This is a genomic window from Bradyrhizobium sp. CAR08 (genome assembly GCF_052871955.1).
Map to the genome: position 1 here is coordinate 1 of NZ_JBIXJX010000038.1, position 22,412 is coordinate 22,412.

The 22,412-nt window shown below is 58.6% G+C and carries 11 protein-coding genes and 7 pseudogenes; 7 read left to right on the forward strand and 11 right to left on the reverse strand.

Features of this window, described 5'->3' with window-relative positions; all coding sequences use genetic code 11:
- Positions 1–159, forward strand: a pseudogene (locus ACIPUD_RS38500) (ATP-binding protein); the annotation flags it as partial.
- A 34-nt stretch (positions 160–193) separates the two neighbouring features.
- Here ACIPUD_RS38500 and ACIPUD_RS38505 read toward each other — a convergent pair.
- Positions 194–1,126: pseudogene (locus ACIPUD_RS38505) on the reverse strand (transposase); the annotation flags it as partial.
- Positions 1,127–1,186: 60 nt separating this feature from the next.
- Here ACIPUD_RS38505 and ACIPUD_RS38510 point away from each other — a divergent pair.
- Both ACIPUD_RS38510 and ACIPUD_RS38515 read left to right on the forward strand, forming a co-directional pair.
- Positions 1,187–2,340, forward strand: a protein-coding gene (locus ACIPUD_RS38510) for an IS3 family transposase (RefSeq protein WP_446482827.1) whose coding sequence is annotated in 2 segments (ribosomal slippage) — positions 1,187–1,436 and positions 1,436–2,340 — 1,155 coding nt in all. Because the reading frame shifts where the segments join, the coding sequence is not laid out codon by codon here.
- Between the two features lie 606 nt (positions 2,341–2,946).
- The gene (locus ACIPUD_RS38515) at positions 2,947–4,338 is read left to right on the forward strand and encodes a dipeptidase (protein ID WP_446482817.1); all 1,392 of its coding nucleotides are present in this window, start codon (positions 2,947–2,949) and stop codon (positions 4,336–4,338) included.
- Between the two features lie 312 nt (positions 4,339–4,650).
- Here the strand turns inward: ACIPUD_RS38515 and ACIPUD_RS38520 are convergent.
- From ACIPUD_RS38520 to ACIPUD_RS38530, 3 genes and pseudogenes are all read right to left on the reverse strand, one after another.
- Positions 4,651–5,491 (reverse strand): annotated as a pseudogene (locus tag ACIPUD_RS38520) (IS5/IS1182 family transposase); the annotation flags it as partial.
- A 96-nt stretch (positions 5,492–5,587) separates the two neighbouring features.
- Positions 5,588–6,025, reverse strand: a complete 438-nt coding sequence (locus ACIPUD_RS38525) for a transposase (RefSeq protein WP_446482818.1) — start codon at positions 6,023–6,025, stop codon at positions 5,588–5,590.
- Between the two features lie 959 nt (positions 6,026–6,984).
- Positions 6,985–7,913: pseudogene (locus ACIPUD_RS38530) on the reverse strand (IS3 family transposase); the annotation flags it as partial.
- A 103-nt stretch (positions 7,914–8,016) separates the two neighbouring features.
- On the opposite strand from ACIPUD_RS38530, the gene ACIPUD_RS38535 reads away from it, so the two are divergent.
- Positions 8,017–9,135 (forward strand): IS110 family transposase, encoded by a 1,119-nt coding sequence (locus ACIPUD_RS38535; protein WP_446482819.1) that lies wholly within the window; start codon positions 8,017–8,019, stop codon positions 9,133–9,135.
- A gap of 423 nt (positions 9,136–9,558) precedes the next feature.
- Positions 9,559–10,610 (forward strand): annotated as a pseudogene (locus ACIPUD_RS38540) (IS110 family transposase).
- 234 nt (positions 10,611–10,844) lie between these two features.
- Here ACIPUD_RS38540 and ACIPUD_RS38545 read toward each other — a convergent pair.
- The 4 genes and pseudogenes from ACIPUD_RS38545 to ACIPUD_RS38560 form a co-directional block, all read right to left on the reverse strand.
- Positions 10,845–11,108: pseudogene (locus ACIPUD_RS38545) on the reverse strand (transposase); the annotation flags it as partial.
- A 71-nt stretch (positions 11,109–11,179) separates the two neighbouring features.
- A complete protein-coding gene (locus tag ACIPUD_RS38550; protein ID WP_446482820.1) occupies positions 11,180–12,484 on the reverse strand; it encodes a phenylacetate--CoA ligase family protein in 1,305 nt (434 codons plus the stop codon).
- Positions 12,485–12,908: 424 nt separating this feature from the next.
- A complete protein-coding gene (locus ACIPUD_RS38555; RefSeq protein ID WP_446482821.1) occupies positions 12,909–14,309 on the reverse strand; it encodes a hypothetical protein in 1,401 nt (466 codons plus the stop codon).
- A 433-nt stretch (positions 14,310–14,742) separates the two neighbouring features.
- Positions 14,743–14,991: a hypothetical protein gene (locus ACIPUD_RS38560; protein ID WP_446482822.1), complete on the reverse strand. Its 249-nt coding sequence runs from the start codon at positions 14,989–14,991 to the stop codon at positions 14,743–14,745.
- Between the two features lie 830 nt (positions 14,992–15,821).
- On the opposite strand from ACIPUD_RS38560, the gene ACIPUD_RS38565 reads away from it, so the two are divergent.
- The gene (locus ACIPUD_RS38565; protein WP_446482823.1) at positions 15,822–16,085 is read left to right on the forward strand and encodes a hypothetical protein; all 264 of its coding nucleotides are present in this window, start codon (positions 15,822–15,824) and stop codon (positions 16,083–16,085) included.
- A 418-nt stretch (positions 16,086–16,503) separates the two neighbouring features.
- On the opposite strand, the gene ACIPUD_RS38570 is transcribed toward ACIPUD_RS38565, so the two are convergent.
- Both ACIPUD_RS38570 and ACIPUD_RS38575 read right to left on the reverse strand, forming a co-directional pair.
- Complete coding sequence (locus ACIPUD_RS38570; RefSeq protein ID WP_446482824.1) at positions 16,504–17,904, reverse strand: amidase family protein; 1,401 nt, start codon at positions 17,902–17,904, stop codon at positions 16,504–16,506.
- 1,105 nt (positions 17,905–19,009) lie between these two features.
- The gene (locus ACIPUD_RS38575) at positions 19,010–20,335 is read right to left on the reverse strand and encodes an MATE family efflux transporter (RefSeq protein ID WP_446482825.1); all 1,326 of its coding nucleotides are present in this window, start codon (positions 20,333–20,335) and stop codon (positions 19,010–19,012) included.
- Between the two features lie 1,167 nt (positions 20,336–21,502).
- On the opposite strand from ACIPUD_RS38575, the pseudogene ACIPUD_RS38580 reads away from it, so the two are divergent.
- Positions 21,503–21,772 (forward strand): annotated as a pseudogene (locus ACIPUD_RS38580) (plasmid pRiA4b ORF-3 family protein); the annotation flags it as partial.
- A 445-nt stretch (positions 21,773–22,217) separates the two neighbouring features.
- Here ACIPUD_RS38580 and ACIPUD_RS38585 read toward each other — a convergent pair.
- Positions 22,218–22,412, reverse strand: a 195-nt coding sequence (locus ACIPUD_RS38585; protein WP_446482826.1) for a hypothetical protein, incomplete at its 5' end; no start/stop codon positions are given.

Genomic DNA, 22,412 nt, shown 5'->3' on the forward strand with positions numbered 1-22,412 from the left:
CCCTGTTGAACATTGGCACGACGTATCGGCGACCCAACCCTCGGCGACGCCATCCTGGATCGCCTCGTTCACAACGCTCACCGTCTGCAACTCTCCGGAGAAAGCATGCGAAAGCAGAACGCCCGCAATCAAACTCTTGACGCCAACTCAAACCCCTGAACCAATCACCCATGTCGGTCAAAGCCGCTGCTCATCATCGCGCGAAACAGCTGCTCACGATCGCCTGAAATCGCCGCTCACCATCGCCGAAATACGCAGCCTGCAACACGAAGCCTAGCGATTTCGCCCGGCGCTGTAGGTTGGCGAGGACACGGCTACGATATTGCTGCTCATATTGGTCTGCACCAGGATCCCTGTAACTGATGCCGTGCCGGAGTGTGTTGTAGAATAAAACCGCAATCTTGCGAGCCGTCGCCGTCACGGCCTTCGATTTACCCGCGCGTGAGGACAGCCGACGATAGAATGCTCCAAGCGCTGTCTCGCTCCGCCCCACGGTTGTTGCTGCCAACGGCAACAGCGCAGCTGCGCGACTTGAGGATCTCCGGGTGCGCGAGGACAGCACCTTGCCGCCGGAGATCTTGTTGCCGGGTCCGAGGCAGAGCCAGGAAGTGAAGTGTTTGGCGCTCGGCCATGCCCTTAAATCCGTGCCGCACTCGCCGATGAGCTTCAATGCGAGCGACGGACCCAACCCATGGATGTCAGTCAAATCGACGCCAAGCACGCCATACAGCGCGGTCCTGACATCGAAGGTGGGTGTGTTGACCTGCTTGGTCTTGACGCGTGGCTTGGCTAGCTTTCCGACTGGTCCTGCTCCTTTGGTGTTCAATGCACTGATCAGGACTTCGAGCTTGCGATCACAGTCGAGCATCTTTGCCTGATAAGCGTCGTAGAGCTCCAGCGATTGAGTCAACGCGAAGACATGTTCGTGGCGGTCATTGCCTACGAGTGCTGCGCGGATCGTCTCGATCGATGAATGGCAGCGCACGTCCCGATAGGTTGCTAGGACGTCGGGATTGCGTTCGCCTGCGACAATGGCTCGGATAATCCGCATGCCGGTCGCGCCGGTGATATCCGAGACAACATGATGGAGCTGCAGGTTCATCTCCATCAGGGCCTTCTGCATATTGAGCTGCTGCCGGTTTGATGGACACCAAGATTGGGTGTTTTATCGAGCCAGAGGTGGGTCATGCAGAGACGGAAGTTCAGTCGAGAGTTCAAGATCGAGGCGGTCAAGCTCGTCAGGGAGCGCGGGGTATCTGTGGCGCAAGCTGGCCGAGACCTGGGCGTTCATGAGAACGTGCTGCGCAAATGGGTGAAGGAGTTCGGCTTCGACGCTGCGCAGTCCTTCCCCGGCCACGGGCAAATGAAGCCTGAGCAATTGGAGATCGAGCGGCTGCGGCGCGAGGTCAACAAGCTGAAGGCGGAGCGGGATATCCTAAAAAAGGCCGCTGCCTACTTCGCGAAGGAAGCGACATGAAGTTCGGCTTCATCGCGAAGCACCGGGGCATCTGGCCGGTGGCATGGCTATGCGAAGCGATGGGCGTGTCGCGGTCGGGCTTTCATGCCTGGCTGAACCGATCGCCCAGCGCCAGATCCCGAAGGGACGAGACCGTAGGCCAGCAGGTCAAGGTCAGCTTCCTTGCCAGTGACCGGACTTACGGCGCGCGGCGCGTCTGGCGAGACCTTCTGGCGGACGGCGTCGAATGCGGCCTGCACCGGGTCGAACGGCTGATGCGCCTGCAGGCCCTGCGGGCGCGGCCACGACGCCGGCGTCTGCCGAAGGACGCAGGCCATCGCCAGATTGCGAACGTGGCGTCGAATCTTCTGGATCGGCAGTTCGAGGCCGAGCGCCCGAACCAGAAGTGGATCGCCGACTTCACCTACATCTGGACGGCTGAGGGCTGGCTCTATGTGTCGGCGGTGATCGACCTGTTCTCGCGCCGGGTGGTCGGCTGGTCGATGAGCGCCAGCATGACCGCCCAGTTGGTTGCGGACGCCCTGTTGATGGCGGTCTGGCGGCGCGGCAAGCCGGATGCCCTGATGCATCATTCCGATCGCGGCAGCCAGTACGTCAGCGAGCAGTTCCAGCGCTTGATGGCTGATAGCGGCATCGTCTGCAGCATGAGTCGGTCCGGCAACGTCTGGGACAACGCGGCGATGGAGAGCTTCTTCTCGTCGCTGAAAACCGAACGCACCGAGCGCAAAACCTATCGCACCAGGAACGAGGCCAGAGCAGATGTGTTCGATTACATCGAGCGGTTCTACAACACGACCCGACGTCACTCGACGATCGGTTACCTCAGCCCTGTTGAGTTCGAGCGCAAGGTGGGATTAGCTTAACCCGGTGTCCATCAAACCCGCAGCAGCTCAGGTATCGCTACCTTAAGCGAAGCACGCTCGTCTAGAATCTCTCCCACCATATTAGATAGTGTTTCGATCCGTGCTCCTGCAGTACGATCTACAGTGCAGGAACAGAATGTGGATTGCGACAGGAGAAGGTACAAAGGATAGGCCCAACCGTAGGAATGGCGAGTGTGCTTTCAAGGATTTTGATGACGTTGCTGCCCACAATGAGTCCAGCTTAGAGAGACGTTTTTCACAGCTATGTGTCGGTCACACGCGCTCCAACCAACTCAGCAAACGTCGGTCACAGACTCGACACCACACACGAGCGGAGGTGATCAATCAGAATTTCAATGGCTACATCTCTCCGAGGCTGGTCGCATCGTCATGAGATCAGCCCCTGTTTTACGCTCGGTGGCGGCAACTGAGACCAGAATCGAGCAGGCGCGGGTGGACCATCCTCGATGCCACTAGCCCGCCGATGTGAGGACTAACGCTGAACTTTCATGCCGAAGTTGTGGGCTACACATTGATGTGGATTGTGTTCGTATTTGGCGGATCCAGCAAGTAGTTGGATCCGCATGCCGGGAGAGGGACCGCTGTATGACTGACCATCTGCCTGATGTGCTAGAAGCGCTTGATAGCTCCAGAGATGCAGCTCTCAAGCGCCTCTTTGAGGTGCTGCGGATTCCCAGTATCTCGACCGATCCGGCATATAAGGAGAGTTGCAGGGACACGGCAGAGTGGTGCGTCAACACGCTTCGGGAGATTGGTTTCGAGGCGGGGTTGCGAGAAACGACCGGCCACCCAATGGTCGTGGCCCATGGGGGGGCGCAGGAGGCCACAGGCAAGCCTCACGTTCTCTTCTATGGTCACTACGACGTGCAACCGCCAGATCCCCTCGATTTGTGGACCTCTCCGCCATTCGAGCCGCGGCTGGGAATCGAACCAGGCAATGGTGAGGTAATTCTGGCGCGTGGTGCAGAGGATAACAAAGGCCAGTTCTCGACCTTTCTCGAGGCCTTCCGCGCTTGGAAGCAGGTTGCGGGCGAGCTGCCGATTCCAGTCACCGTTCTTCTCGAAGGTGAGGAAGAATGCGGCTCGCAGAGCCTGCCGAGTTTCTTAGCCGAGCACGGCAACGAAATCACCTGCGATCTAGCCCTAATTTGCGATACGGTGCAGTGGGATAAGGATACGCCGGGAATCACTCTGTCAATGCGCGGGATCATCGGGGCGGAAGTCGTGCTGACTGGTCCGAACCGCGATCTGCACTCTGGTCAGTATGGCGGACCTGCGCTCAATCCCATCGGTGCCCTCGTTCGCGTTCTCGCGGGGCTGCATGACGAGGATGGTCATGTGATGGTGCCCGGGTTTTACGAGGGGATTCCGAAGCTGTCGACGCAGAGGAGGCAGCAGTTGGAAGGACTTGGGTTCAACGCCGCAGCATTCTTGGGTGACATCGGTCTGACCCAGCCGGCGGGAGAAACAGGCTACAGCGCGCTCGAGCAACTTTGGGTGCGTCCAACCTGCGAGTTCAATGGCATCACTGGTGGCTACCAGGGCGTCGGAAACAAGACGGTGATCCCATCCAAAGCATCAGCCAAGCTCACGTGTCGCCTGGTGCCCGGACAAGACCCGGAGAAGATTTTGGCTTCACTCGAGGACTTCATCCGCAGTCGGGCGAAGGATTGCGAGGTCGAATTCAAGGTCCATCAATGTCACAATGCCTTTGCGTTCGACGCCCGAAAGCCCCACGTGCGCGCAGCTGCTAAGGCTCTCGAGGAGGAGTGGGGTCGTCCGGCAGCCCTGATGGGAGCGGGCGGCTCGGTCCCGATCGTCGCCGCCTTCAATCACCAACTTGGCATGGAGTGCTTGCTTGTTGGCTTCGGCTTGGACGATAGCCGAATCCATTCGCCCAATGAGAAGTACAATTTAACAAGCTTCTACAGGGGAGCTCGGAGTTGGGCCAGGATCATCCATCAACTCGCCAAGTAGTGGTTTAGTACGTCTCGGTTCGGGATTATACCGAAACAAGTCATCAACATTGTTGCCCCTCGCAAGACCGCGGATCGTCGAGCGCTATGACAATCTTCGGGCTGACGCTGGGACGCAGGCAGCGCTGCAATTGTTAAACGCCCTTCGCCTCGATGTCGTCGCAAACCAAAGTCGATTATGATTTCATCTGTGCGTATCGAGCCATAACCTTCGATCCCGAGAGCTGGCGAGGCCGCTGCGCCACGTTCGAGGCCGCACGGCTGGCACCCCTACCGCTCTCTCGCGCAACTCGACCAAGCTTAAACACGTCCCTTATCTTCCGGTAAGAAGCCGAATCAAGCGGGCGGCACAGGCCATCGTGCGCCACAGCTGGACCAGGAAAAGAGTTCTCTGAGCCAGGCGAGAATGCGGCGGAAGTTGTGGCCCAGGGCTGAGAGGACAAGATTGGCGGCGTCTCCTGCGCGTCTTTGAGATAGCAGCGCCCGGGGTTACACCACGACAATCTGGATGGGAAGAAATTCCATTCTGATTGCCTCACTGCAAGAGGTGATTTTCCTCCTTCAGGCGTCCGATGATGGGCTCAATGATGGAGCGGCGGTTCTGCGCGTCTTGGCCGCGTTATCCCTTGTCGACATGCGCAAGCGATCAGCCGGTGCCCGGTGCGGTCAATGACGTCTCGCAGGGAGCGACAGTCGTACGGATTATCGGACATCGCCCTGGCGTGCAGCACGACCGAGGGTTGGTGGTGACGATGGAGGCCGGTCTCGTAGAGCGCGGCGGCCTTGCCTTTGCCAATGCACTCCATCGCCGGGGCATGTAAGGAACAACGCTTCCAGCCGCGCGCTGGCGCTCCTGTTGCGAGCGGATCTGCGTGGCCCGGCCAAGCGGGAGGGCGAACGCCTCCTCCAGTACTGGCGGCCGTCGATGTCGCGGCGGATGTGGTCGATGATTCGGCCCAGCCGTTTGCGAAATTGCGCAACTGCCGCTGATGCCGCTTGAACTTTTGGCATGGGCGTAGCGGCATGCCATCACCGCGGCCGCCTTGGCGACACGAGAATAGGATTGCCGCGCCGGACCCCGTGCCTTGTCGCAGGCGGTTGAGCCCCTTGATGGCCGCATGCAGCACCTTGGCATCGGTCGACTTCGCTAGCGCAGCTTAGTGAAGTCGACGAGTTCGCAGAAGCCGACATCGGCTGGTAGCGTCGACCGCCAATACTTGGTCGGCTCGGCTTCGCTCTCGGGCCAGTGATCAGCAGCCACTCCCGCGACACCAATTCCGGCCTGAGCTGAGTACGTCCGATCGAACGCGCACGCGGGCGAAGCGAGACGATAACCGCTCGGCCGAACCCTCCCGCCACCGGCATCGTATGCGAGGCATCTTTTGAGGCAGGTCACGCGCGAGGCGCTTGGCCGAGATTAGATGAGGCTCGTCGCGACGACCCATATTGTTGAGCGGCCTGCCTCTCGGCCTTGGTCCGGTGCCGGGTGGCCATACTGGTATCTTCGGATGAATGCCGGCGACGTAGCTTACGCCGAACGCCGTCATGCGGGTGCGCAGCCGCGAGTCAGTACCATAAGCATCGTCCATCGAGGTGACACCGCGTCGCAGGCCGGCCTCGCACGCACTTCGTGTATTTGATCGAGTCGATCTCCGGCTGGGTCTTGAAGCCGACGTCCCGTGGCGCATCTGCCTTATTTTGGCGCGCCCTATACTTATTCCAAGTCCTTCGGCAGATACAGCCGATAGGCCAGCGGAAGGCTGGCAGAGTGGTTGCGATCGATAGCGAAACCCAATTTCGCTTGCTTCTTTGCAGCCTCAACATTGATGCTGCGCGTCCACCGAATGCTTCCCCCTGTTTGGCGAAACCGGCGTCGTCGATGATCAATGCCTCGATCAACCCCTGCCGCTCCATTGAAGGCAGCACCATCTCGCGTACTTTGGCTAACACCTTTCTCATCCGACCACGATGCGAGACCGACAACATGCATCAATGACTGGTGTTGCGCCGCCGTCCGCGCCGGAGCCATCTTCCGCTATGGGCTACACTCTTGCGATCGCCTGGCACTCTCAGCCGGTGCAATAGTCGCGCAGCGGGCCAATCCGGTCGGCGTGCCCGAGTACGCTCGAAAGCGCCCCCACATACGCCGAAAACAGCGCTGCGATTGATGTCAACAACTCGCACGCTGAACTTGAATTCGCTCAAAGAGTTGATTTACGGAATCCACAAACGAAATTGCAACGTTTGGGGGCCTCAAGCGCCAAATCCCTATCCGAACAACAGACTCCCGCTCGACCGCATAGAAACTTGTTCACGGACGACTCGCTAAGCCGGCACGCTCTAGATCAGAGCGCTCACGCGCGAACTCGCAGTGTCAAAGCCAAGACACCGCCGCCTTGAAAGTGGCCCGCAGCCTCTCGCCGCAACATGCCCCCTTCAACGGCAGCGACCATTTGATCCCAAGATCGACCTCAAGGGATGTTACCATACCCGCCGGCCTCCTTCACGGAGGCAGCTCTGATTTGGGAATCCCAAATGATTCAGTCTTAGCGCGCGACACGCTCTAACGTAAAGGCGGCGCTCCTCGCTGCCGTTGGACGCAGCAAACCCGTGCGTCGCGCGACGGGAGTGACCTTGCCCCCAGGTTTTATCCAGTCCTGAGTTCGCCCGTGCCGTTGGATTTGTCCGGTTGGGCGGTGGCAGCGACGGGAGCTGGCGCGGAGCCTTGGCATAGCGCAGCGCCAGATCCCGGCGCGGGTGGCAGGTCATCGCGAACTCGGACGGGGTTCTCCATCCGAGCTGCGAGTGTGGTCTTGTGTCGTTGTAATCGGCCCGCCAGCATCCAAGTATGACGCGGGCTTGTGCCAGTGACGTGAACAACGTCTCGTTCAACAGCTCATTCCGCAGCCGGCCGTTGAAGCTCTCGATGAAGGCGTTCTGCATGGGTTTGCCCGGCGCGATGTAGTGCCATTCGACACGGCTTTGGTCGGCCCACACCAGGATGGCGTTGCTTGTGAGTTCGCTGCCGTTATCGCTGACCACCATCCTGGGCTTGCCGCGCTCGATCATCAGCCGGTCCAGTTCCCGCGCCACGCGAATGCCGGAGAGCGAGGTGTCGGCCACCAGCGCCAGGCACTCGCGGGTACAATCATCGACGACGGTCAGGATCCGGAAGCGGCGGCCGCAGGTCAGTTGGTCCGACACAAAGTCGAGCGACCACCGGTCGTTCGGCGTCATCGGAACCAGCATCGGCGCCCTGGTCCCGATCGCCCGCTTGCGCCCACCACAGCGGCGCACCGTTAGCTTCTCCTCCCGATAGAGCCGGAACAGCTTTTTATGGTTGATCAGATAACCCTCCCGCCTGAGCAGAACATGCAGCCGCCGATAGCCGAAGCGGCGGCGCTCCTGGGCGATCGCCCTCACGCGTTGGCGAAGGCTGGTATCGTCAGCCTGGGTCGTCCGGTATCTCATGGTCATGCGGCAGCAGCCGATGGCTTTACACGCCCGCCGTTCGCTCATTCCATGGGCATCCACCAGATGAGCGACAGCTTTCCGCTTCCCCGCGGGCGTCACCACTAGACTGTATGTCCCCTCCACAAAATGAGGCGACTCACCCTCGATGTTGCGACGAGGGTTGCCTGGATGGACCGGGCAGAGCCTCAAACAAGGAGGGCGAGTCGTGGGTCATCATACCGAGCTCTTTGTCGGGATCGATACGTCAAAATCGCGCAATGCAATAGCCATTGCCGATGGCGGCCGTGGCGGCGAGGTACGATATCTCGGGGAGTTTTCTGCCACGGAGGCAGCGATCCGAAAGCTGGTGGCAAAGCTTGCAGCGAAATGCTGTCATCTGACGTTTTGCTACGAAGCAGGGCCGACAGGATATGGCCTCTACAGACTACTCAAGAGCCTCGGCCATGACTGCCTGGTGGTGGCCCCCTCGCTCGTTCCGAAGAAGGCCGGCGATCGAGTGAAGACGAACCGGCGCGATGCGGTAAGCCTCGCCAAGCTGTTGCGCGCGGGCGAGCTCACCGCAGTGTGGGTGCCGGACGAGCGCCATGAGGCCATGCGCGATCTCTCGCGCGCCCGTCAGGCATTGAAGAAGGACCTCCAGGGCAAGCGTCAACAGATCTCGTCATTGATGCTGCGGCTGGGACGCATCTATCCGGGCAAGACAACGTGGGGACCCGCCCACATGAGATGGCTGATGTCGCAGAAGCTCGAGCATCGCGAGCAGCGCATCGCATTCGAAGAGTTCCTTGAGGGGATACGCCAGGAAAGTGAGCGAATGGAGCGTTTAGAAGATGCCATCCGCGAGGTAGTACCCGAGTGGTCGCTTGCCGAGGTTGTCGCGGCCCTGCAGGCGATGCGGGGAATTGACCTCATTGCGGCTGTGGCGGTGCTGGCCGAGATCGGTGATCTCTCCCGCTTTCAAAATCCGCGCGAGCTGATGAGCTATCTGGGTCTGGTGCCCACGGAAAACTCAACTGGCGACAAGGTCAAGCGAGGCGGCATCACCAAAGCCGGTAATGGGCGGGCGCGACGTATTCTTGTGGAGGCGGCCTGGAGCTATCGATATCCGCCGCGCATAAGCCGAGACAAGCAGCCAAAGGTGGAGGCCGCACCGAGACGCGCGCGAGAGATTGCGTGGAAAGCGCAAACCAGATTGTGCGGACGCTTCCGCTCACTCGAGCGGAAGGGCAAGCGGCGAACCGTAATCGTGACGGCGATTGCCCGAGAGCTATCCGCCTTCATTTGGGCAATCAATCGCGAGCTCATGCCACCTCGACAGGCGTAACGTCGTTGGGGGCTGTGGACCGCTCGAGTCGTGAGGTGCGCTCGACCGGCCCACAGCCCCTTTGTTGCAATCAGGATCAGGGTAGTCGCAGACATCAATCGTGCAGAGGTGAAGGTGGGACCACGGCAGGGGAAATCCTGAAACCCATTATGTGGCCGATCATCCGATCGACGCCCGACGCTAGACCAGGGACAGCCCCAGACGAAAAAACGGAAATGCGGTATCCAACCCGCGCATCAGAGCCTGTTCACCGACGTCTTTGGGTTCCGCCTTCTCCTCTGCACGATCCATCGGCGCAAGAACTTCACGATGAGTCCACGTGGAGATGGGAAACCGTGCGTTGTGTGCTTGACTGGGGACATCAGGGGATGACCCGCCCCGTCCTCTCAGTCAGACTGAGTTGGCTTTTGAAAGGAGGAAGCAATGAGGACACGGAACAAGCCCAGGCCGGCAACGGTGTTTGGGATCGACATTGGCAAGAACCTTTTCCACGTCGTTGGGCTCGACGCCGCCGGAATGCCGATCCAGAAGGCGACCTTTCGGCGCGATACGCTCTTGCAGTTCTTCGAACGTGCAGGACCCGCTTTGGTGGGCATGGAGGCCTGCTCCGGCTCGCAATGGTTGGCCCGCAAGATCGCCCCCATGGGCAGACCGTTCGCATTATCCCAGCTCAATTCGTGAAGCCATATGTGAAGTCCAACAAAAATGACATCATCGATGCCGCGGCGATCGCCGAAGCCGTGACGAGACCAACGATGCGCTTCGTCGAGCTAAGGTCGCCTGAGCACATTGACCTGCAAGCGCTGCATCGTGTTCGCGATCGGATGATGTCGCAACGGACGTGCCTCATCAATCAGATGCGCGCTTTTTGCCTGGAATATGGGATCGCTATTCACCAGGGCGCCGGCAAGTTCAAGGCTGATCTGCCGAGGGTTTTGGCCGATCAGTCGAATGATCTAACCTCGGCGATGCGTCGCATTCTTGCATCTACATTTGACGAGCTGCGGCAGCTGGAGCTGCGGATTGCCGAGGTCAACCGCGAGATTGAGGCAATTGCCTCTCAAAGCGATACCGCACGTCGATTGATGACCATCCCGGGCATTGGTCCGCTGGCCGCGACGGCGCTTTTGGCAGCAGCTGGATCTGCCCGCCAGTTCAAAAAGGCCCGCGATATGGCAGCTTGGCTAGGTCTTGTCCCGAGAGAATATTCAACGGGAGGCAAAACGAAGCTGCTGGGGATAAGCAAGCGCGGCAATCGATATCTGCGCCGGATGATCATCCATGGCGCCCGTTCCTGCGTGACTCATCTTGATCGCTCGCGATACCGCCTTGGCGCGTGGCTTGATGGACTTCAGGCACGCATGCACACTAACAAGGTCACCGTCGCCTTGGCGGCCAAGATTGCGCGGATCGCATGGGTGGTGATGACCAAGCCCGGCGCAAGCTATGAACGGCGGGATCCGGCCTTTAGCTGATCCCGTTTGTTCCAGACTGCGAGGTTCGTGAAGGTGATGACGAAAAAGTCGATCGGCGCGCCGTAAACCCTGTGCAAAAAAGCGGGCTTCGAGCCCGAACCATTTATCTGGGAACGGCACGCGCGGATCTCATCATGGCCTGGCCGCAACAGCGGCCCACTTGCAAGAGGCCGGATACATTTGTGCAGACTGCATCGTCCTCATTAAACGACCTTGCACGGGCGGGGCGGGTCATACATTCTTTTCCACGAGATCCTTCAGCGCCGCATTGTCCAACATGGCGTCTGCCAGAAGCCGCTTCAGCTTCGTGTTCTCGTCTTCCAGCGACCGCAGTCGCTTGGCCTCCGAGACGTCCATCCCGCCGAACCTGGCCTTCCATTTGTAGATGCTGGCATCGCCGACACCATGCTTCCGGCAGAGATCGGCGACCGGAACCCCCGCTTCGTGCGCCTTCAAAATCCCGATGATCTGTTCTTCCGTAAACCGCTTGCGCTTCATGCTCTGGTCCTCGGCTTGGGCCAGAACGAACTTCAAACTGGATTAAGCTCAAGGGGCAAGGTCAGGAGCTATTACCTAAAATCGATTACCACACGCAGCTTGCCATATCCCGAGGTCTTCTCGTGAGCTTCCAGAGGAGGTACAAAGTTTGGACCGACAATCCATCCGCGCTTGACGCCAGTCGCGACGCTGCCGATGGACAGAAGGTGTTCCTCAATTGCTCTTCCGTGCTTACCGCGAAGCTCGTTTGAAATTGCGATTTCGAGAAGGTCACGATTTAGCTCATCCTTGCGGATAAGGACGTTAATCTGATTTTCGTGAACCCCGACGCGCTCCGGCAATTCCGAAAGCAGCTTGGCGTCGATCATCGCTGAGCCCAATTCTAGAGGATGAGTGACCCTTCCGAGAATTCGTAACTTCCTTGAGGTCAACCCACATGAACACGAACCCTCTGGATCAGTCCATTCAGCGAAGTCGCCGGTTCGAAGCCGAACAACTGGCATACGAGAGCGGTACAGGTTCGAAATGACGAGCTCCTTTAGACCATCCTCTCTCCGCGCATCCAGCTCCACGTAAATGAGGCCTTCGTGAACGTGGTACTCGGCCGAGCTGCAAAATGGGCATTGGAAGCCTATTGTGCCGTGGTCGGAGGTCTGAAATACGGACCCGAAGGAAAGATTGCTCCCGAATCGCTGAACAAGCCTCTCCCGTAGCTGTCGAGACAAAGGCTCTCCGCCTGTAACAATGAGTCTTACCCCACTGTAAGTCACGTTGTTATCTTCCAAGTGGCCTAGGAGAGAATATAGGCCGCTTGGAAGTGCAAGGATCGCCGTCGCGCGCAGCTCCCGCATTATTTCAGCAATCTCCTGCCCCCTCCTGTAATCGTTAATTGGTATGATCGCGCATCCTGTTTGTGATAAGCCATGGAAAACGCAATAATCGACATCATAGGTCCCGTGCCCACCCAACGCGAGTACGGTGTCGTCGCTGTTGACGCCTGTAAGATGGTATCCTTTCCCGTGAAATCGAGCGTTGTACAGCGTTTCCTCATACGTGCCGATAAGAGTCTTTGCCTTACGGGTCGATCCTCCCGAAGAAAAGACAATATCTGAGCCGGCGCTCGGCTCTCCAGCTTCCGAGCGTAAACGCAAATCCAGATACGCAGAATGATCGTAAGAATCCCTAATTCCGATCTGCTTCCACGCCAACTCGATCTCGGTCAAAGTCGGCTGGGTGGCTCCGAGAGGAAACTGCTCCCGGGTGCCAGGGTGTCGGATTCCTCTGTGCCACAAGTCGAGTAACGATCGTTGATGGTAGTCGAAACGGATTTGAGCGGGAATGCGGTCAACGTCAATTGGCTCGACTTTTAGGTTCATCTGAAGTCTCCTTAGCAAGTTTGACTTTCCTGCGCATCCGTTGACGGCGCCAAGAGGTCCTGGTGACCGGAATTACAGATTGGTGCGGCTAGCCTCAGCCGAAGAAGGCGGAGGCAGCAGACGAGCTACCCGTGCTATTATCGTGCAACCAACACCGCACGTAGACGAAGTCGCGCCCGAGCCTGCATTTGTGGGTGAACAAGCGCGTCGCTTTGTAGATATCATGCGCTCGAGGTCATCGGCCATGATGGACTCCTTCCGCTAAGGTCAAAGCGGCAGAGGTCTCAATGCTGCTTTGCGAAAATTTTTCGTCGACGTTAGCTGGCCATCCCGTCGAACAAGGCATGGCTCATTGTCTCCACATGTAGATCCCGCGCATCGACAGCTGTTGAAACGGCTAACGTCTTGGCCAACTCGCGACAGCTTAGTTGATGGCAACAGGTAAGAGAATCCCGGTTCGTCCAATGTTCATCACTGGGTCCAAGCTTGCGCGCGACTGGAAGCCAGCTAGGCGGCCACCGAATACATAGCAATCAATTCCACACGGCATTTTCTTGATCGATCGGGTTGGCGGATGCGGTGTCGTCACCTCACGGGGTCTAATGTACTCTTGAACGACATACGAGATGCGGGAAGCTCTTTGGACGTGTACCTCCCAAACCTCAGGCGATGTGAGGCGCCCAACCAAGACATGCTCGCCGCGCGTCGCGTTAGACGGTTTCAGAACAAGATTGGCTCTGTTTTCCCGGATGTAATTGATCAGCTCAACTTTACGCCGCTGGGCGTCCGTCGTTATACCTGCTCCGACGAGGCGGGTCCACGGGATATGCCGCTCAATAAACTCGAGCTGCTCAGTGCTGAAATGTGAGCTAAACCGATCATCGCTGAGTACCGCAAGAATGGCCTTGTCAGATAGTACCCACTGGGAGATCCACGGGTTTATAGAGACGACCTCTTGAGCCGCACAGGCATCTAAGTAGTCTCTGCATTCGCCGACGCCTATAATGTCTCTCACGTCGAGTTTGTTGTAAACAAGTTCAATGAGTTCACCGTCCGGTCCGACAAGGCCACGATGTGTTCGCTTCATTGCGGTAATATCAACTGCCACTGCATTGGCGCCAGCATCCCTTAGACCGTTGACAATCAAATCTACTTCATTTGTGAAGCGGCCACGAAAATTGACTACGGCGGCAGTCTTGAGTTCGCGTCCAGTTGCAAGACGATGGGCCAACGCCAATTCCCGGACGAAGCAGCTCGAATCATTGACGAAGGGCTGCTTGCGCACGTCGAGCAATAAGCCACGTGTCAAGGGATTTTGTACGCCGCTCCAGACTCTCGGGACGAGGGCGTTCAGAATGACGCCTCCCGGTCCTTCGGTATTAGTTTCGATAATTTTATAATGGCCATCGCTGCCGAACAAGCCATCCAGTCGGCATATTGTTACAATTGGCCGGTGTTTCGGCAGAGAAGTGATCCAATGCCGCAAATGTTTATACGCTGGAAAGAGTTTCTGTACCTCCTCATTGGAGCAGTACAGTTCGGCAGCAACGTCAAGCAGTTTGATTGCGAGCTCAGCGGTCGCGCTGAGGTAATCTGCCATTCTGGAATCTATCGCAAGGGGCCGGAGGGATACGTGAAGTGCGCGCCCCTCAAAGTGGATGCCCGAACGTGAAATTGCGTCACTCACTTCATCTTGGGCTTCCCATATCGAGTTGGGCTCGCGCTCTGCGATTTCGAACACTCTGGCCTCGATTTCCGCATCCGCCTCGCTGATTGAAGGCGCTCTCGCAACGGCAGCTGATTCCGACCGCGTCTGAGTTGTCATGTGTAACCCCTATCAAATAGGCTTGCTGAATTTGGAGTTTGCGGCAGGAGACGGCGCCGCTCAACTTCTCCGCCTCTTCGGGGTTTGCAGGATTTGGGCCAGCTTATCGACCGCAACTTGCTATTGGTTTTAGTGGAGCGGGTTGTCGGGTCCGTGACACGATGGCAGCTTGCGAACAGGCGGCTGTTTCCTTCGGACCCCGATCATCGTTGCGTTCCGTTATCTCGAAGAGACTTGTAGCCCGGCTTTGCAACGGTCGCTCTCATCTTTGGCTTGTGCGCACTCGGCGGAAGCGCGCATGCTTCGGTAAGCCGCGGAGTCATGCCTTATCCAACTCTTCGCCCCATCGGCGATGGGGTTTGTGTGTCACCTGAATGCACTGCCAGGCCCTTGCGCAGCAGAGCTCATCCACTTGACTTGCCCTCATCTCAGATCACTTGACTAGCAAGAGATTTTCGAGTTGATCGCAAACATCGAGTTCGACCTCGGGCGGCACATCGAAGATGGTCTCCGGATGATGACCATTCTTGGACAGCGCGTATTTTAACGCATGATCGCGCTGCACAAACACACCGCCAAAAGCGCCGTTCTCCTCGCGGACAACCCAGTTGCCTCGCCGATCCTTGCCGAGAAGGACTGTCGATGCTGCGGGCTCGGATGGAAGAGGTTTGATGAGTTTCATATTATGAACCTTCGAGTCGCGCCTCTGCTTCTGAAGCAGCGTCAAATCCACGCAGTCGCGCTTCAACGTTGTCAGGGATGCGGGACGTTCGACGTACTACGCAGTGATTTCTGCCAGCCGCATTTGGGTTCAAGCGCAATACCAGACGCATAAGATCACATACCTTCCGCCAAACTTCAGCGGCCCGAGTTGACGCAAATCTCGCTGCGCAAGCGAGGATCCTGGGCACTGTCCGGAGATTCACGATGCCATCGCGATCTAGCTTTCTCGGGATAGGTTGCTGCAAGAAATGCCGCAAGCGCGCGGTTGAATAGTTCGGGTTTGTGAGCTGGCTCTCTCCGTAAAGCTCGGCGCACCTCGTGGTCTTTCATAGTTCGAAGCCGAGCGACCTTCCTTGTCTCCGCGGAATTCGCGAAGGCGAGCGATGCTAACCGCTTCACGATCGCACTAAAGACCGCATAAAATTCAAGCGTCATCCGCAACTCCTGAAGCTTGCACACCGTGACGGGTAGTTCATCTCCCCCATCGCAGCAATTGGCGTGCCAGTCGCGAGGTCCTGCGCGCTTGCTCCACCAAAAACTAGACTTATTGGGCAGATCGGCTGCCACTGCACCGACTAAGTTCGAACCTGCTTATTCGCGCGCAGTGTAGAATTTCGACCGCAATCGTCGGTGGCGCGCGGCACTGCGATCGCCAGCGTGATGCTCGCGCTCGGTGCAAGATGCGTTATACGGTATGCCGAAACGGACTGCCCATCCCTAATTGCACGCGCGGCGCGGCTTCCGTAACGCGCTTCGTGTTGTCGGGACCTGAACGCAGCGGCGACGACGATGATGGCGGCCAACTTCCACCGCCAGAAGCGCAAGAACGACACCCATGCGAGTACCAGTGATCCGGACAGCAGTCTTTATTGCGAGGCGGCCGGACGGGAGGCCAAGCTTTGCTGTATGGGCCGCGCCACCATGGAGAACCGGCATGGGCTGGCGGTGGCCGGCAGGGTCACGCATGCCAATGGCACCGCCGAACGCCTGGTTTCAGGCGACCATGCTGAAGGCGAGACGCAAAGCCGCAAGCCGCCGCATCACAGCCGGTGAGGACAAGGCGTACGATACGGCCGATCAGGTCGCCAATCTTCGCGCCATCGGCGTGACGCCGCATGTGATACAGAATCAAAGCCGTCACCAGAACCGGCAAGAACCGCAACAGCGCCATCGACGAACGAACCACGCGGCATCCGGGGTACGGCATGTCGCAATCGCGTCGGGCGATGGTCGAGTGCATTTTCATGGCATCGCTCGCGTCGCCCGCCGACTTCCTGCTCAATCTGATCGCCTATAACCTGATCCGCTTCCAAAACTGCTTGCCGCTTAGCCACTCCGCGTCAGGGTGCACCCAAACGCCAGGCTAGAAAATTACATCCAACTCCGCCGCCGCCCCAGCAACGACCGACGAGAGTACGAAAACCTTCTATTTCAAGACTTTTCAGCAGACTGCTAGAGTGCTTTGAAAACCTCAGTCTAACGGATCAATCGGCGAGGGAGGTACCCCGCCCGCCTCGATTGCCTCGCCCGCGAGCAGGCAGAGGTCTTCGCGGTAGCGTCCCGATACGATCTGAACGCCGGTGGGAGCGCGGCCGACCAAGCCTGTCGCGACACTGAGCCCGGGCAGGCCCATAAAAGGAATTGCGATCTGGGTCAGTTGTGCCCGCCAAACCCTCTCGAAGGCGGCCTCGTTCATCAGGTCGAGATTATCCGCAAACGGCAGTTCAGCGGAAACGGGGATCAGCAATACAGTATGTTTTTCGAAGAACTGCAACCACTCACGGATTAACGTGGCTCGTCGGGTCAGCGCGCTCAAATAGGCGGTCGCGTCGAATGGAGCGACTTTCGCCCGATTGCCGTACAAACAAGCGAGTGCGCCGGGATCGCCCTCGCGCTCAGCCTCGGCCAGTTGCGCCTCATAGTCATGCCCAAGCCACAGCTTAGTCTGCCAATCGGCCGCCTCCCGCATGGGTGGCGTGTTCTCGATCATCTCCACCGTCCAGCCGGCGCGCTCCAGTCTCGTGCCGGCGTCGTTCATCGCGGCACTTACTTCCGCCGCTGTCTGAAGGCCGTCGGGGTTGAGACAGAGCGCCGCACGCTTTGGCATTGGCGGACCTTGCAGCGGGGCCGGAACCCACCACGGGTCACGCGCATCCATTGCAGACATCGCGGCAAGCGCGATGCGCAAGTCATGAATAGTGCGCGCAAGCGGACCGGAAACCGAAGTGATCTGCGGCCCGATGGGCCATTCCGACCGTGAGGTATTGAAAGTGGCGATCCGTCCCACGGTTGGCCGCAAGCCATGCACGCCACACGCGTAGGCAGGATAGCGGATCGATCCCGCGATATCGGAGCCGTGAGCGATGTGCCCGATGCCGGCGGCAACCGCAGAGCCCGCGCCACCCGACGAGCCGCCCGGCGTCAGCGTGGCATCGCGCGGGTTTTTGGTGTCGCCATGTATCAGGTTGGTGGTGAACCAGCGGTAAGAAAACGCAGGACAATTGGTCCGGCCCAAAATGACCGCACCAGCGCTGCGCAAGTTGTCGACTACCGGGCTGTTGCTTTTGGCGATCAGGTTAGCCCGCAGCTTTACGCCGTGGGTGGTTGCAAAGCCTTCCTGGTCGATATTGGTCTTGACCGTGACTGGCACGCCGACCAGCATGCCAGTCTCTTCACCACGTGCGATTCCCAAATCCACCTGTTCGGCGTCCTTCAATACCTGCTCGGGCCGGTGATCGACGACTGCATTGATCTTCGAGTTAACTGCCTCCAGGCGGCTCAGCGCAGCCATGGCTGCCTCTTTGGCCGAGACTTTTTTCGATTTGATTAGAATTGCGAGTTCGGCGGCCGAAAGGCGCCAGAGATCTTGCATGGAGCTGCTCATCTAGGAAAATCCGGGAAATGGTCCATCGGAAAGATCATGCCCACCGCACATCTGTGTGGTTGTTCGGCCTGCAGTACAGATGATGACGGTGCGATAGTCCGCGTGCGAGAACAGCTCCGGTGACATCTCCAGCCCCGCGCGGTGGGCGGGCAAGACCAATGTCTTCCGCTCCCGGAGAAGAATTGGTCGGTAGGAACGGGCAAGTGGAAAAGGCGCCCACCGAGCCCGGGCAGGCGAGCGCATGATGTCTTGTCAGGTGGAACCTCAAAGGCACTCCTCATCAGTTGGCGCGCGTTCTACGCGGCTTGTCTCGTTGCACGATTTGGGCCAGCGCTAGCGACGCGGATCGCTTCGCCTTTCCCACCTGGGTGTCAATTCCGCTACGGTCTCGGCGGATGTAGTACACGCCGCGCGTTTGCTTTCGGACAGAAGATTGCGTGCTGTACTCTCACGGGTGTCCCAACGGCAATCCTGAACAGTCCGCCGAGTCTCTCGCTTTCGTTATCGTCGACCGTCATGCTGGACAACGCAGGGCGATCGGCTGGGCGGAGTGGCAAATACAGTCCAAGGCTGTCCCGGTACTTCACTTGTACCGGAATCGCCGTCTGCACCTCGCGTGCGACCTTTCGCTGATGCCTTCGTTGATTGGGGGCCATTATGTCGAGCCGACCCATCGTCAGTCGCGCCTATCGCGAGATGGAGCGCAACTACGGCAACTCACAGCAGGGCGCTCTCCCACCCTGACAATCTTTCGACCGAGAAACAGAGCCCGCGCAACAGCAGTATGTCCTGTACGATGTTGGAAAGAGCCTTGAGGGACAAGAAGATAAGCGCACGCACCAGATGAGCCACATCTTCAAAGGACGTTAGCCCAAACCTTCCTCTTAAGACTTTGACGTTGAACCGTAGTCGTTTTGTGGTCTGGCTGCTCTTTCAAATGAAGCTCGCGCGAGTGGCCTGCGGTCATACAAAGCTACGCCTCTAACCGCTCTTCCCCCAGCAACTCGCTATCTGGCCACCTGATTGCGTCCTACCGATCCTCCACGCACCAAATACTAACAATCCAACATCTCGCGAAGCGGTCGATCGACGACTATTCCGCGAAGGCGGAGCTGGCGCGGCACCGCATGAGCGACAGCAGGCTTATCCCGCGCACGATCAGGAAAACGTGCAGCGCGGCCCAGAGCCCGTGGTTTCCGAACAGCTGCCCGAATGCGAACAGAGCGGCGATAAATGCCGCAAAGGATATGAGCATCGTGTTACGAAGGTCGCGCGACCAGCTGGCGCCGATGAAGACGCCGTTCATCTGGAAGGCGAGCGCCCCGGTCAAGGCCGCGAACGCCGCCCAAGGAAGATAGAGAACCGCCAGCGTACGCACGTCCGCTGTTTTGGTTATGGCGCCCACCAGCCGCTCGCCGAACGCGAAGACCAGGACGCTCACCAGGCCCGCCAGCGCGAATCCCCAGCGCGCGGTCAGCCTGACGACGCGCAGGAAAGTCGGCTCATCGCGGGCGCCGATGGCACGACCGGCGAGTTGCTGGGTGGCCGCCGCGAAGCCGTCTAGGAAATAGCCCGAGACCAGAACGAAATGCAGCAGTACCGCGTTGGCCGCTAGGGTTAACGTGCCAAGCTGGGCGCCCTGCCGCGTGAACAGGACGTATGCTCCCATGAGCACAAAGGAACGGATCATCATGTCGCCGCTGAGCTGAAGCATCCGGCTCATTCCCGCCGTCTTGAACGTATGCCGGCACAATATTTTAGGCATCGCGCGGAAGCGTCCGAAGAGGATTGTCATGCCGGCGATCATGGCGACTGTCTCACCGCACAGGCTACCCCAGGCGATGCCTGCAATGCCCCAACCGAAATGAAGACCCAGAACGACCGAGAAAGCGATATTCGTCCCGTTCAGGAGAAGTTGCAGGAAAAGCGTGAGAGCTGCATTGCCGCGCCCCAGAAAGTAGCCGACAATCGCATAGTTGATGAGGGCCGCAGGCGCCGATATGAGGCGGATGCGCATGTAGAGATCCATCGCGGCGGTCACGGGCCGTTCCGCGTTTAAGAACCATTCACCGAACGCAGCAATCAGCGGCGCTAGCACGACGACCGCGAGGCCGGAGCTTGCCGCCATTACAAATGCCCGCCAGAAGACCGCCCTCTCTTCCAGAGCATTGCACGCCCCGAAAGCCTGGGCGACGAGGCCAGTTGTTCCCGAGCGCAGGAAACCGAACGTGGTGAAGACCACGTCAAAGACAACTGCCCCGGCGGACAATCCTGCCAACAACGCCGCATCCCCGAGCTGGCCGACCACGGCCGTGTGGACGATGCCGAGCAGCGGCGCCGTGAGGTATGCGAGCGTAGTCGGAATGGCCATCGCCAGGAGCTGTCGATTGGTGACTCGAAATGGCTTGGCGCGGATCATCGGGGCTTTCCGTTCCACGTCGACTCCTACTCGATTTGCAACGTCTCGATACCGGCAGTCGGGAACGGACCCCCTTAGGCGCATAATCCCAGCTTGCGTGGAAGACGCTCTGCTGCGCGGACGTACAGCCGACCATCCCTTGCGCCTTCCAGCGGAACAAGAGCTGTTCTTGGCATTGGCTAGCGAGTCCTACGTTGTATGCAGCGCTATGTGCTGCGACGGCAGGCGAAGCTGCTTCCGCAACTGATCCAACCCACGGCCGAACCAGGCTATCGGCGGATACCTTGCGACGATACTACCATTGTAGATAGGTGAACGTGACGCGATTGTTGATACTGCTGTCGTCGGATTCCAGTTCGCCGGCCACGAGAATGACGCACGCTCGAAATCATGGCGATTCATTACTGGTGGCTTTGGGAGTCGCTACACGGCGTTCGTCTCATTCTACTAAGTCAGAGGATCTGGGCCAGTTAACCGGCAGCCATAGGAATCAGGTGAAAGCATTCTGATGTAGCCACAGGAAGGATGGAAGCCATGCACGAGTTGCGGCGTATGTGGACGGCTTGGTGAGCGTCATCTGGCTTACGGATCGGGGGAAGCCCTAGGCGACTACCGTTGTTGGTCAAATGCTGCCGTGGGAGCTGGGCCTAGCTGTCTCAACAGAGTGTCTTAGTCGAGCTAGAGCTCCTGGGCGCGCCGGGCAGAGGTGCGCGGTTCGCCTGGCCCTGCCGTGCGCGGTGAGATGTTTATGGCGCTACGCCTGACACGTTCATGCTGACGGTTCCCGCTGACCTTTTGGCTTAGCTTGCGACCCAACCTGTGGACTTCAGGAAGGGGCTGGATGGCTTGGCGCTTTTGGCAGGAGAGCGCTGGCTAATGATCCGATGAAGGGGCGCAGCGGTGGTTTCCGCGCGAAGGGCGCGCATCAGGTGAGATTGTATGCGCCGCCTTCTCCTGCCGCTTACCATGCGTCTTGATCGGCAACACCTGACGTTTCAGGCGACGTTTGGCGGACGGAGGGCCACCTCTTCGAGTTGCTCTCTGGCGAAGTACATCGGGGCATTCCTTGTCGCGATAGCGACTTTGCCAGGATGCCCCCAAGACGTGCCAACCCGACATGTTCACGAGACCGGCGACAAGACGATCCAGTGACTTTATGAGTTCGGCGACAACTGGGGTCATGTGATCAAGCTCGAAAAATGGTTCAAGAACACGTCGACCGGCGGCTTTCCCCTCGTACTCGATGCCGTCGGCCGCTGCCCTCGGACGAGGTCGGCGGGTGGCGATGCTGCTCATCCAGCGCATAGAGATATGTGTACCTGCGCCCAGACCGGTTCCATCGAAAGTCTCGATGGGCTGCAGGCTGCGGTCGAGACCGCCCTCAGCGCATCACCGGAAACGTGGAAGCCGCCTCGGTACACGACTCCATCAAAATAGACGTCAAGCATCAATCGAAAGCGCCGCTGAGCTGCGCTTCACGTTCGAAGTAGTGGCTGCCGCGATCAGGGCGCGAGCGCGCAGAACAAACCAGTCTCGCCGGTCACCTCGCTCAAGCCCTGGAACGTAGAGCCCGTCCCTCCCTTCTGCTCGGCAATCGGCGAAGAACGCACCATTTCAAAAAAAACGTGCCATTTCAGAAGCTACAAGCTACAAACACTCTACAGAAAATGTGGCACTGCCACACGAGACTCCTCGAATTGTCATGCTTTTTGCTCAGGCCGATGCGCACGCCGTCGCCATTCGACCGCATCAGGCGATGACGACATGAGTTCCGAGTAAGGAGAGTCCGCAATATCTGACCGTGACTAAGAGACGATCGCTAGGCACTTGCGGGTGAGTTCGTTGCCGAGCGGCATTTGGCGGCGCAGTGACATTTTTCCCATCATGGCGGCGAGTCCCTCAAGACTAGATTGGCATATTTTCTTATTTCCTCGACCCGCCTTGTTAAAACCTCATCGGCGCCACGAGCGCTGTTTTCGCCCAAGTGCGCCTCTAGTTTTTCAAGACGCATTAATTTCGTACCATTCTGGCAAAATACCTTCGGGAACACGGGGACAGGTTCTACGCTTTCGATGTA

Coding starts and splice junctions, on each gene's coding strand:
- ACIPUD_RS38515 (WP_446482817.1), top strand. CDS start 2,947: ATGACTGACCATCTGCCTGATGTGCTAGAAGCGCTTGATAGCTCCAGA.
- ACIPUD_RS38525 (WP_446482818.1), bottom strand. CDS start 6,025: ATGCGCCACGGGACGTCGGCTTCAAGACCCAGCCGGAGATCGACTCGA.
- ACIPUD_RS38550 (WP_446482820.1), bottom strand. CDS start 12,484: ATGAACCTAAAAGTCGAGCCAATTGACGTTGACCGCATTCCCGCTCAA.
- ACIPUD_RS38555 (WP_446482821.1), bottom strand. CDS start 14,309: ATGACAACTCAGACGCGGTCGGAATCAGCTGCCGTTGCGAGAGCGCCT.
- ACIPUD_RS38560 (WP_446482822.1), bottom strand. CDS start 14,991: ATGAAACTCATCAAACCTCTTCCATCCGAGCCCGCAGCATCGACAGTC.
- ACIPUD_RS38565 (WP_446482823.1), top strand. CDS start 15,822: ATGATGGCGGCCAACTTCCACCGCCAGAAGCGCAAGAACGACACCCAT.
- ACIPUD_RS38570 (WP_446482824.1), bottom strand. CDS start 17,904: ATGCAAGATCTCTGGCGCCTTTCGGCCGCCGAACTCGCAATTCTAATC.
- ACIPUD_RS38575 (WP_446482825.1), bottom strand. CDS start 20,335: ATGATCCGCGCCAAGCCATTTCGAGTCACCAATCGACAGCTCCTGGCG.